Genomic DNA, 12231 nt, shown 5'->3' with positions numbered 1-12231 from the left:
GTCAGTCCTCCGCGCCGTTCGAGGCGGTCGCCTTCTTGGCGGCGGTCTTCTTCGCGGTCGTGGTCTTCTTCGCCGCGGTCTTCTTGGCGGCCGCCGTCTTCTTCGCCGGCGCCTTCTTGGCCGCCGTCTTCTTGGCGGTGGCCTTCTTCACCGTCTTCTTGGCGGGGCCCTTCGCCCGCTTCTCGGCGAGCAGCTCGAAACCGCGCTCCGGGGTGATCTCCTCGACGCTGTCGCCGGAGCGCAGCGTCGCGTTGGTCTCCCCGTCGGTGACGTACGGCCCGAAGCGGCCGTCCTTCACCACGACCGGCTTCTCGCTGACCGGGTCGGTGCCCAGCTCCTTCAGCGGCGGCTTGGCCGCGGCCCGGCCACGCTGCTTGGGCTGGGCGTAGATCGCCAGCGCCTCCTCCAGCGTGATCGTGAAGAGCTGCTCCTCGGACTGCAGCGACCGCGAGTCGGTGCCCTTCTTCAGATACGGCCCGTAGCGGCCGTTCTGCGCGGTGATCTCCTGGCCCTCGGCGTCGGCCCCGACCACACGCGGCAGCGACATCAGCTTCAGCGCCTCGTCGAGCGTCACCGTGTCCGGGGACATCGACTTGAAGAGGGAGGCGGTGCGCGGCTTGACCGCGTTCTTGCCGGTCTTCGGGGTGCCCTCGGGGAGGACTTCTGTGACGTACGGGCCGTAGCGGCCGTCCTTGGCGACGATCGTGTGACCGGTCGCCGGGTCGGTGCCCAGCTCGAAGTCGCCGCTCGGCTTGGCGAGCAGCTCCTCGGCGAGCTCGACGGTCAGCTCGTCGGGCGCCAGGTCCGTGGGGATGTCGGCGCGCTGGTGCTGCTCGGTGTCCTTCTCGCCGCGCTCGATGTACGGGCCGTAGCGCCCGACCCGCAGCACGATGCCGTTGCCCACCGGGAACGACGACACCTCGCGCGCGTCGATCGCGCCCAGGTCGGTCACCAGCTCCTTGAGGCCGCCGAGGTGGTCCCCGTCGCCGTTGCCGGCGTCGGCCGCGTCACCGTTGCTCGCGCCCTCGCCGAAGTAGAACCGCTTCAGCCACGGCACCGCACGCGCCTCGCCCCGCGCGATGCGGTCGAGGTCGTCCTCCATCCGGGCGGTGAAGTCGTAGTCGACGAGCCGGCCGAAGTGCTTCTCCAGCAGGTTGACCACGGCGAAGGAGAGGAAGGACGGCACCAGGGCCGTGCCCTTCTTGAACACGTAGCCGCGGTCGAGGATCGTGCCGATGATCGACGCGTACGTCGACGGACGGCCGATCTCCCGCTCCTCCAGCTCCTTGACCAGCGACGCCTCGGTGTAGCGGGCCGGGGGCTTGGTGGCGTGCCCGTCGACCGTGATCTCCTCGGCGGTGAGGGCGTCGCCCTCGGCGACCTGCGGCAGCCGGCGCTCGCGGTCGTCGAGCTCGGCGTTCGGGTCGTCGGCGCCTTCCACGTACGCCTTCAGGAAGCCGTGGAAGGTGATCGTCTTGCCGGACGCGCTGAACTCGACGTCCCGGCCGTCGGCCGCCGTGCCGCCGATCCTCACCGTGACGGAGTTGCCGGTGGCGTCCTTCATCTGCGAGGCGACGGTCCGCTTCCAGATCAGCTCGTAGAGCTTGAACTGGTCGCCGGTCAGCCCGGTCTCGGCGGGCGTGCGGAAACGGTCGCCCGAGGGGCGGATCGCCTCGTGCGCCTCCTGCGCGTTCTTGACCTTGCCCGCGTAGGTGCGCGGCTGCGGGGGCAGGTAGTCGGCGCCGTACAGCTGCGTGACCTGGGCGCGGGCGGCGGCGACCGCCGTCTCGCTCAGGGTCGTCGAGTCCGTACGCATGTAGGTGATGTAGCCGTTCTCGTACAGCTTCTGGGCGACCTGCATGGTCGCCTTGGCGCCGAAGCCGAGCTTCCTCGAAGCCTCCTGCTGCATCGTCGTCGTACGGAACGGGGCGTACGGCGAGCGGCGGTACGGCTTGGACTCGACGGAACGCACGGCGAACCGCGTGTTCTCCAGGGCGGCGGCCAGGGCGCGGGCGTTCGCCTCGTCGAGGTGGAGGGTGTTCGCGCTCTTCAGTTGTCCCAGGGAGTCGAAGTCGCGGCCCTGCGCGACCCGCCTGCCGTCGACGGTCTGCAGGCGGGCGACCAGCGACGACGGGTCCGACGCGTCACCCGCGCGGCCGGTCGCGAAGGTGCCCGTCAGGTCCCAGTACTCAGCAGAACGGAAAGCCATGCGCTCGCGTTCCCGCTCCACCACGAGCCTCGTGGCGACGGACTGGACGCGGCCGGCGGACAGCCGGGGCATGACCTTCTTCCACAGGACCGGCGAGACCTCGTAGCCGTAGAGGCGGTCGAGGATGCGGCGGGTCTCCTGGGCGTCGACCAGCTTCTGGTTGAGCTGGCGCGGGTTGGCCACGGCCGCGCGGATCGCGTCCTTGGTGATCTCGTGGAAGACCATCCGCTTGACCGGGATCTTCGGCTTGAGCACTTCCTGCAGGTGCCAGGCGATGGCCTCGCCCTCGCGGTCCTCATCGGTGGCGAGGAAGAGCTCGTCGGACTCCTTCAGCAGGTCCTTGAGCTTCTTGACCTGGGCCCGCTTGTCCGCGTTGACCACATAGATCGGCTGGAAGTCGTGGTCGACGTCCACACCGAGGCGGCGGACCTCGCCGGTGTACTTCTCCGGCACCTCGGCGGCGCCGTTGGGAAGATCGCGAATGTGCCCGACGCTCGCCTCGACGATGTAGCCAGGGCCGAGATAGCCCTTGATCGTCTTCGCCTTGGCAGGCGACTCGACGATGACGAGTCGGCGGCCGCCCTTCGCGGTCTCGCTGGTCGGGGACAACTTCGCTCTTCTCTCCGGTCGACGCTTGGGGCTCCCCAGGCGGTCTCCCCCGGGGTCGGGTCATGGTGACGCTGCGGAGTGTGACGGTACATCCCGCCCCCGTGTCAAACGGGAAAAGCCCGCAACGGCCACTCGAACGGTAACCCGACTACCACCGTTCCTGCCGCCCGGAGTGTCCAGACTCCGCCCACGCTTATGCGGAGCGCGATCTACCGGTTACCGGGAGCTGCTGGGGTTCCGCGCTCCTCACAGGCGGGTCAGGCACCATGTACCGAGGGCCAGGGAGATCATCGCGGCCAGTCCCGCGACGGTGGCCGATGCGACGGGGCTCACACCCTGGGCGACGGGGCGGTGCTGCCGCGCGCGGGTCACGGTCCAGGCCAGCAATCCGCCTCCGAACAGGCAGAACACCATCCCCGCGAAGATCGCCGGTCCGCTCTCCATGGTCGCCCGATGCCCTCTTTCCCGTCCGCTGCTACCGGCCTCGGGGGGACGCTGCCACGCCCGGGCGGCGGACAGACGAAGCGGAGGTGAACGGGAGGGCTACGGGCCTGATCAAATGTCCGGAAACCGGCCCGGGGGCCCTTTCACGGAAATTCCGGATCGATGTGGAAGAGCCGGAGCGGGGGCTGGGGCCGGCGTGAAGGACGCGGCAGAAGACAGTGACGTGACTCATGAGGCGGCACGCCGAGGTGCCTCATGAGACCGCCCGCCCGCGAGCCCGCCGAGGTGCCCATGGGGCAGCCGGCCCGTGAGCCCGCTGCCGCTCGTGTCAGCCGACGGGCTCCAGGAACCCCTGCTCCACCAGCAGCCGGATCTGGGCCGGCGTGCGGTCGCGCAGCAGCACGGGGTCCTCGCCGAGAAGCTGGGCGATGGCGTCCAGGATCCGGCCCGCGCCCATGGTGCCGTCGCACACGCCCGCGAAGCCCGCGCCGATCGTGTCCACCTTGGTGGCCCGGCGCATCCCGCGGTTCTGCCGCAGCACGACGTGCTCCGGGTCCTCGGCACCGGGCAGCCCGACCTGCTCCTGCACCACCTCGGCGGCCAGCGCGAAGCGCGCTTCGAGGAGCGCCGCGTCGTCGTGCGTCCGCAGGTAGTCGATCCGGTCGAAGTGCGCCCGGACCGTCTCGCCGAGCGGCTGCTCGACCGGGTGCGGCCACTCCTCCACCGTGATCGACTCCGCGGCGGAGCCCGACTTGCGCAGGGCGATCCAGCCGAAGCCGACCGCCTTCACCTTGCGCGCCTCGAACTCGTCCAGCCACGCGTCGTACCGCGCCCGGTACTCGGCCTCGTCACCGCGGTGGTCGCCCGCGTCCCGCAGCCACAGTTCGGCGTACTGGGTGATGTCCTGCACCTCGCGCTGCACGATCCAGGCGTCGCACCCGCGGGGCACCCATGACCTGAGTCTGTCCTGCCAGTCCTCCCCCTCGACGTGCTGCCAGTTGGCGAGGAACTGCGCGAACCCGCCCTCGTTCAGCCGTTCCCCCGCCTCCTGAACGATCGTGCGGCACAGATCGTCCCCGCCCATCCCGCCGTCGCGGTAGGTGAGCCGGGCGCCCGGCGAGATCACGAAGGGCGGGTTGGACACGATCAGGTCGTACGTCTCGTCGTCCCGGACCGGCGTGAACAGCGAGCCCTCGCGCAGGTCGGCGGCCGGGGCCCCGGAGAGGGCCAGGGTGAGCGCGGTGATGTGCAGGGCGCGCGGGTTGACGTCGGTGGCCGTCACGCGCGTGGCGTGCCGGGCTGCGTGCAGCGCCTGGATGCCGGAGCCGGTGCCGACATCGAGCGCGGAGGCCACGGGCGTACGGACGGTGATGCCGGCCAGGGTCGTGGACGCCCCGCCGACGCCGAGCACGACACCCTCGTCGCGGCTGCCGATGCCTCCGGCGCCGCCGACCGCGCACCCGAGGTCGGACACGATGAACCAGTCCTCGCCGCCCGGCCCGCCGTACGGCCGTACGTCCACGGTCGCGGTGAGCTCGTCCGCGCCGGCGCGCGTCAGCCATCCGCTCTCCAGGCAGACGTCCACGGGCAGTACGCCGGCCACGCGCGCGTGCGGCACGGGCTGCTGCAGCAGGAACAGCCGTACGAGCATCTCCAGCGGCGTGTCCCCGCGGGTGGCCCTCAGGGCGGGCACGGTCTCGCTGCGGGCCAGCGCCGCGTAGGCGGGGGCGCCGAGCAGTTCGAGCAGTCCGTCGGCGGTGAAGGAGGCTCCGAGCAGCGCGTCCCGCAGCCGGGCGGCGGCTTCGGGGCGGTCGGACGAGGGCAGGGGCGGCAGGCTGGCGTCACTCACGCCCTCCATTGTGGCCGCCGCCCTCACCCGGCGCGTCCCGCGGCGTCAGCTCTTGGTGGCCCCCGCCGTCGCGGTGGCCGTCTGGCAGCTCGCCTGCCGGGACATGGCCTCGCCGACCTCGCCCTCCTCCAGCGTGCTGAGGGCGTCGCTGCCGCTCTTGCCGAGCTTGTCCAGCTCGGCGGCGATGTCCTTCAGACCGTCGGCGAACTCCGCCTGGTCGTCCGTGTCGAGGCCGTCGACCTGCTTCTTCAGCGAGGCGTACGACGCGGAGATGTCGTTGAGCTCCTTGACCGCGTCCGTCTGCTTCTTCTCCCCGTTCTCGACGTCCGGCGCCCCGGCCTTGTTCACGGCGGCGCCGATCGCCTTGTAGGCGTCGGACATGTCCTGGAAGGCCTTCGAGTCGGCCTTCTGGACCTCTTCCGGCGTGCTGTTGTCCGAGGTCTCCTTCTGGATCGCGGCGTTGGCCGACTTGATCTTGGCGGCCTGCGGCTTCACCGCGTCGCAGACCTGCTTCGCCCAGGCGTCCAGCTTCTCGTTGTTGTCGTCGCCGCCGCATCCCGTCAGCGCCAGTACCAGTACCGCACCGCCGGACAGTGCGGCCGCGAGCTTCTTGTTCACCGGATTGGTCCCTTCCATGGCCTTCGGCCCCGGAACATACACGCCAGATGGCCTACACCCACCCGTCGAACATCCGGTAAGGAACTTTTGAAGCCATTTGCACCACGCGAGAGAAGGCTCACGGCATGGGCCCCGCGCACGGGGAGAGGGCGTGCGACGCGTCAATACGCGCCGCCCGCCCTCACCTTGATCCGGTGTCCGCCGCCCGGCCCTAGGAAACCACCGCCGGATCGGCCGACTTGGGCTCCGGCTCGGGGTCGTCCTCGTCCTCCACCGCGATGCCGCGCCGCTTGGACACGTACACCGCGCCGACTATGACGAGCAGCGCCAGGACCGCGATGAGCACCCGCATCCCGACGCTCTTGTCCGCACCGTAGGAGAACTTGATGACCGCGGGCGCGATGAGCAGCGCCACCAGGTTCATCACCTTCAGCAGGGGGTTGATCGCGGGTCCGGCGGTGTCCTTGAAGGGGTCGCCGACGGTGTCGCCGATGACGGTGGCCGCATGGGCCTCGCTGCCCTTGCCGCCGTGGTGGCCGTCCTCGACGAGTTTCTTCGCGTTGTCCCATGCGCCACCGGAGTTGGCGAGGAACACCGCCATCAGGGTGCCCGCGCCGATCGCGCCCGCGAGGAAGGCTCCCAGGGCACCGACGCCGAGCGTGAACCCGATGAAGATGGGCGCCATCACGGCGAGCAGTCCGGGCGTGGCGAGCTCGCGCAGGGCGTCCTTGGTGCAGATGTCGACGACCTTGCCGTACTCCGGCTCCTCGCTGTAGTCCATGATCCCGGGCTTCTCGCGGAACTGCCGCCGCACCTCGTAGACCACCGAACCCGCCGACCGCGACACCGCGTTGATCGCCAGCCCCGAGAAGAGGAAGACGACCGCCGCGCCCGCGATCAGGCCGACGAGGTTGTTGGGCTGGGAGATGTCCATCATCAGGCTCATCGGCGCTCCCTCACCGCTGAGCCGCTCACCCACGTCTCTCGCGCCGGTGGTGATGGCGTCCCGGTACGAGCCGAACAGCGCCGCCGCCGCCAGTACGGCCGTGGCGATCGCGATGCCCTTGGTGATGGCCTTGGTGGTGTTGCCGACCGCGTCCAGGTTGGTGAGCACCTGGGCGCCCGCGCCCTCCACGTCGCCGGACATCTCGGCGATGCCCTGCGCGTTGTCGGAGACCGGGCCGAAGGTGTCCATCGCGACGATCACACCGACCGTGGTGAGCAGTCCGGTGCCGGCCAGCGCCACCGCGAACAGCGCCAGCATGATCGACGTACCGCCGAGCAGGAACGCCCCGTACACGCCGAGGCCGATCAACAGGGCTGTGTAGACGGCGGATTCGAGACCGATCGAGATACCGGAGAGGACGACGGTGGCCGGGCCGGTGAGTGAGGTCCTGCCGATGTCCCGCACGGGGCGCCGGGTGGTCTCGGTGAAGTAGCCGGTGAGCTGCTGGATGAGGGCGGCGAGCACGATGCCGATGGCCACCGCGACGAGCGCGAGGATCCGCGGGTCGCCGTCCTTGCCCAGGATCGTCTCGTCGGTGACGCCGTCGAGGTCGGCGTACGACGACGGCAGGTAGACGAACACGGCGATCGCGACCATGACGAGCGAGATCAGCGCGGAGATGAAGAACCCCCGGTTGATCGCGCTCATGCCGCTGCGGTCGGCGCGCCTCGGGGCCACCGCGAAGATGCCGGCCATCGCGGTGAGGACACCGATGGCGGGCACCAGCAGCGGGAAGGCGAGCCCGGCGTCGCCGAACGCCGCCGAGCCCAGGATCAGCGCGGCCACCAGGGTCACGGCGTACGACTCGAACAGGTCGGCCGCCATGCCCGCGCAGTCGCCGACGTTGTCGCCCACGTTGTCGGCGATGGTCGCGGCATTGCGCGGATCGTCCTCCGGAATGCCCTGCTCGACCTTGCCGACCAGGTCGGCGCCGACGTCGGCGGCCTTGGTGAAGATGCCGCCGCCGACCCGCATGAACATCGCGATCAGCGCGGCCCCGAGACCGAACCCCTCGAGCACCTTCGGGGCGTCGGCCGCGTACACCAGCACCACGCAGGAGGCGCCCAGCAGGCCGAGGCCGACGGTGAACATGCCGACGACACCGCCCGTACGGAAAGCGATCTTCATCGCTTTGTGCGAGACGGCGGTGAGATCCTTTTCCGGCTCGCCCTCGGCCGGAGTCGCTTCGCGCGCCGCCGCGGCGACCCGCACATTGCTGCGCACGGCGAGCCACATACCGATATAGCCGGTGGCCGCCGAGAACGCCGCTCCGATCAAGAAGAACACCGACCGTCCGGCACGCTGATTCCAGTCGTCCGCGGGCAGCAGCATGAGCAGGAAGAACACGACCACGGCGAATACGCCGAGGGTGCGCAACTGGCGGGCCAGGTAGGCGTTCGCGCCCTCCTGGACCGCTGCCGCGATCTTCTTCATGCTGTCGGTGCCCTCGCCGGCCGCGAGAACCTGGCGCACCAGGACTCCGGCGACCACCAGCGCCGCCAGCGCGACGACGCCGATGACCACCACGAGCAGGCGGTTGTCGTCGGTCAGCACGGCGGCTGCGAGGGATGTGGACTGGCCCGACTCTTGTGTGAGGGAAAGCCCCGCCATTCGTCCTCCTTGACGCTTGGGCTGAGCTCAAGATGTGGACGGGATTGTAGGTACCGGAAGCTGATCAAAACAGAGCGCGTGAAATGTAAATGTCTTGCATGCGCTCTTCCCTAATGATCGCCGGTGGTCGGCGACCGGAAATCGGTAACGCCTTTGGAGCATTCACGTGATCGCATTTTTCATGGCACAGCCGGTCGTGAACGAATTCACACGATCAACCGCACGAGACCACTGTAAGCGCGGGCACTGACACCCGCACATGACGAAGGGCCCCATGAGGGGGCCCTTCGAAAAACGGTCGCCGTCCGGGTGAAGCGGTCAGGCGAGGAGGGTGGCCGGCGGCACGGTGGGCCACCTCATGCGGATCGATCCGCCGTGCTGCCCCGCGCTGACCTCTACGTCGTCGACGAGCCCGCTGATGACCGCGAGGCCCATCTCGTCCTCCTCGGTCTCCGCGTCGGCATCGCCCGGCGCGTCGCCGGGCATCCGCTCGCCGGGGGTCGCGTGGGGCGCCTCGTCGCCGACCTCGATGGAGAACTGCTTCTCCTCCTCGATCAGCAGCACCTTCACGGGGGCCGAGATGCCGCCGTTCCGGTGCAGTCCCACGGCACGGGTGCAGGCCTCGCCGACGGCGAGCCTGACCTCGTCGAGGACGGCCTCGTCCACTCCGGCCCTGCGTGCCACCGCCGCCGCCACGAGCCGGGCGGTCCTGACGTGCTCGGGCAGCGCGCTGAAGCGGAGTTCGACGGTGGCCATGCATCCCCCTCGCGACTACGGGCGTGCTGTGGAGAGGCCGGGCCGCCGAAAGCCCGGCCCTCCTCCTGGTTCTCTTCCGCCACCCGGGCACGCGGCCCGGGAGACAGGGTGGTCAGTCGGTGGCCGCCACCGCTTCCTCGACCGAGGTGTGGATCGGGAACACCTTGGTGAGGCCGGTAATGCGGAAGATCTTGAGAATACGCTCCTGGTTGCAGACCAGGCGCAGTGAGCCCTCATGGGCACGGACGCGCTTCAGGCCGCCGACCAGCACGCCGAGTCCGGTGGAGTCGAGGAAGTCCACGCCTTCCATGTCGACGACAAGGTGGAAACTGCCGTCGTTCACCAGCTCGACCAACTGCTCGCGCAGCTTGGGCGCGGTATATACGTCGATTTCGCCACCGACCCTGACGATCGTGCGATCGCCCATGGTTTCGGTCGACAGGGACAGGTCCACGGATCCTCCAGCACCTAGCTATCGAGCGGTCGCCCTTGGGGCATCTCGGCTCAGCCCCCGGGACGGTTCGCCAGCCGCGATGGCATTCAATCACTTACCGGCAGGCGTGCACGACGCCTTGGCCCCATTGTCCGTCACGCCAGTGACACACTCGGTGCCGATGGCCAAGAATCACCGATCCGATCGACCCCCGACGGACCTCCCGTCCGGGCCCGCCCCGGGCGCGGTCCTGGACCGGCTCGCGTCCGGACCGAGCCGGGCTTCGCGCATCACTCATACGGAGCACTTGCCCCCGCGCGAGGGTCGCCATGCCGTCTGGCCGGACCGGATCCGTCCGGAGGTCCTCGCCGCCGTGCGGGCCGCGGGCGTCGAACACCCCTGGGCCCACCAGGCACGCGCCGCCGAGCACGCCCTGGACGGCGAGTCCGTCGTGGTCGCCACCGGCACCGCGTCCGGCAAGTCCCTCGCGTACCTCATGCCCGTCCTGTCCACACTCCTGGACGGCGCCGAGGCCCCGAACGGCCGCGGCGCGACCGCCCTCTATCTCGCCCCCACGAAGGCCCTCGCGGCGGACCAGTGCCGGTCCGTGAAGGAACTTTCACAACCACTGGGCCATTCGGTGCGCGCGGCCGTCCACGACGGCGACACGCCGTTCGAGGAGCGCGAGTGGATCCGCCAGTACGCCAACTACGTGCTGACCAACCCGGACATGCTGCACCGGGGCATCCTTCCGGCCCACCCCCGCTGGTCCTCCTTCCTCAAGGCGCTGAAATACGTCGTCATCGACGAGTGCCACACCTACCGGGGCGTCTTCGGCTCGCACGTCGCCCAGGTGCTGCGCCGACTGCGCCGCCTGTGCGCCCGCTACGGCGCCTCGCCCGTGTTCCTGCTGGCCTCCGCGACCGCCGCCGAGCCCGCGGTCGCCGCCCGCCGCCTCACCGGCGTGCCGGTCGTGGAGGTGGCCGACGACGCCTCACCGCGCGGTGAACTGGTGTTCGCCCTCTGGGAGCCGCCGCTGACCGAACTGCACGGCGAGAAGGGCGCACCGGTCCGCCGTACGGCCACCGCCGAGGCCGCCGACCTGCTGACCGACCTCACCGTGCAGGGCGTCCGCTCGGTCACCTTCGTACGCTCCCGGCGCGGCGCCGAGCTGATCTCCGTGATCGCCCAGGAACGCCTCGCCGAGGTCGACCGCTCGCTGGCCCGGCGTGTCGCGGCGTACCGGGGCGGCTACCTCCCCGAGGAGCGTCGCGCCCTGGAACGCGCCCTGCACTCCGGCGAACTGCTCGGTCTCGCCGCGACGAACGCCCTCGAACTCGGCGTGGACGTCTCCGGCCTGGACGCCGTGGTCATCGCCGGCTATCCGGGCACCCGGGCCTCCCTGTGGCAGCAGGCCGGGCGCGCGGGGCGGTCCGGGCGGGGCGCCCTCGCCGTCCTGGTCGCCCGCGACGACCCCCTGGACACCTTCCTCGTCCACCATCCGGAGGCTCTCTTCGACCGGCCCGTGGAGTCCACCGTCCTCGACCCCGACAACCCCTACGTGCTCGCCCCGCACCTGTGCGCGGCGGCCGAGGAACTGCCGTTGACCGAGGAGGACCTGGACCTGTTCGGCCCGGCCACCGAGGAGCTGCTCCCGCAGCTGGAGGCCGCGAAGCTGCTGCGCCGACGGACGAAGGCCTGGCACTGGACCCGCCGGGAGCGGGCCGCCGACCTGACCGACATCCGGGGGCAGGGCGGCCGGCCGGTCCAGGTCGTCGAGGCCGGTACGGGCAGGCTGCTCGGCACGGTCGACGCGGGCGCGGCCCACACGAGCGTCCACGAGGGCGCGGTCCACCTGCACCAGGGCCTGACGTATCTCGTCCGCTCGCTCGACCTGGAGGACTCCGTCGCCCTGGTCGAACGGGCGACCCCGACGTACACGACGGTGGCCCGGGACACGACGTCGGTCTCCGTGCTGGAGACGGACACCGAGATCCCGTGGGGCGACGGCCGCCTGTGCTACGGCTCCGTCGAGGTCACCAACCAAGTGGTCTCCTTCCTGCGCCGGCGGGTCATCACCGGCGAAGTGCTGGGCGAGACGAAGCTCGACCTCCCTCCTCGTACGCTGCGCACCCGCGCGGTGTGGTGGACGGTCACCGAGGACCAGCTGGACCGGGCCCGGATCAACCCGGAGATCCTCGGCGGTGCCCTGCACGCCGCCGAGCACGCGTCGATCGGCATGCTGCCGCTCTTCGCCACCTGCGACCGCTGGGACATCGGCGGCGTCTCGGTCCCGCTGCACCCCGACACGCTGCTGCCCACGGTCTTCGTCTACGACGGCCATCCGGGCGGCGCGGGCTTCGCGGAACGCGCCTTCCACACCGCCCACGCCTGGCTCACCGCCACTCGCCAGGCCATCGCCTCCTGCGAGTGCGACGCCGGCTGTCCTTCCTGCATCCAGTCCCCCAAGTGCGGCAACGGCAACGATCCCCTGCACAAGCGGGGCGCGGTACGACTCCTCACGGTGCTGCTGGAGGGCGGCGCACCGGCGGAGAAGCCGGAGGGCACGGAGGATGCCGCGGGGGCGGCCGGGACCGCTGGGGCGTAGCCGGTGAACCGACACCGGCGCCTGAGGCTGGTGCGGAACGCGGCCCTGACTTGGAACCCGGTCCTGTTCCGGAGCCGGTCCTGTTCCG

The 12231-nt window shown here is 70.5% G+C and carries 8 protein-coding genes; 1 reads left to right on the top strand and 7 read right to left on the bottom strand.

Features of this window, described 5'->3' with window-relative positions; genetic code table 11:
* Window position 1: 1 nt before the first annotated feature.
* From topA to bldG, 7 genes are all read right to left on the bottom strand, one after another.
* The gene (gene topA, locus AMK33_RS33110; protein WP_073936701.1) at window positions 2-2818 is read right to left on the bottom strand and encodes a type I DNA topoisomerase; all 2817 of its coding nucleotides are present in this window, start codon (window positions 2816-2818) and stop codon (window positions 2-4) included.
* A gap of 246 nt (window positions 2819-3064) precedes the next feature.
* A complete protein-coding gene (locus AMK33_RS33105; protein ID WP_073936700.1) occupies window positions 3065-3262 on the bottom strand; it encodes a hypothetical protein in 198 nt (65 codons plus the stop codon).
* Window positions 3263-3590: 328 nt separating this feature from the next.
* Complete coding sequence (locus tag AMK33_RS33100; protein ID WP_201263125.1) at window positions 3591-5120, bottom strand: DUF7059 domain-containing protein; 1530 nt, start codon at window positions 5118-5120, stop codon at window positions 3591-3593.
* 36 nt (window positions 5121-5156) lie between these two features.
* A complete protein-coding gene (locus AMK33_RS33095; RefSeq protein ID WP_201263124.1) occupies window positions 5157-5747 on the bottom strand; it encodes a small secreted protein in 591 nt (196 codons plus the stop codon).
* A 193-nt stretch (window positions 5748-5940) separates the two neighbouring features.
* Window positions 5941-8346 carry a sodium-translocating pyrophosphatase gene (locus AMK33_RS33090; RefSeq protein ID WP_073936697.1) on the bottom strand — a complete coding sequence of 802 codons (2406 nt, stop codon included), beginning with the start codon at window positions 8344-8346 and terminating at the stop codon, window positions 5941-5943.
* Between the two features lie 318 nt (window positions 8347-8664).
* Window positions 8665-9102, bottom strand: coding sequence for an ATP-binding protein (locus tag AMK33_RS33085; protein ID WP_073936696.1), 438 nt, complete (start codon window positions 9100-9102; stop codon window positions 8665-8667).
* 112 nt (window positions 9103-9214) lie between these two features.
* Window positions 9215-9556, bottom strand: a complete 342-nt coding sequence (gene bldG / locus AMK33_RS33080) for an anti-sigma factor antagonist BldG (protein WP_003991900.1) — start codon at window positions 9554-9556, stop codon at window positions 9215-9217.
* 79 nt (window positions 9557-9635) lie between these two features.
* Between bldG and AMK33_RS33075 the strand changes: the two genes are divergently transcribed.
* Window positions 9636-12143 (top strand): DEAD/DEAH box helicase, encoded by a 2508-nt coding sequence (locus AMK33_RS33075; protein ID WP_079195060.1) that lies wholly within the window; start codon window positions 9636-9638, stop codon window positions 12141-12143.
* Window positions 12144-12231: the final 88 nt, after the last annotated feature.

The organism is Streptomyces sp. CB02400 (assembly GCF_001905725.1).
GTDB lineage: Bacteria > Actinomycetota > Actinomycetes > Streptomycetales > Streptomycetaceae > Streptomyces > Streptomyces atrovirens.
This window is presented reverse-complemented; position numbering and strand designations above follow the sequence as displayed.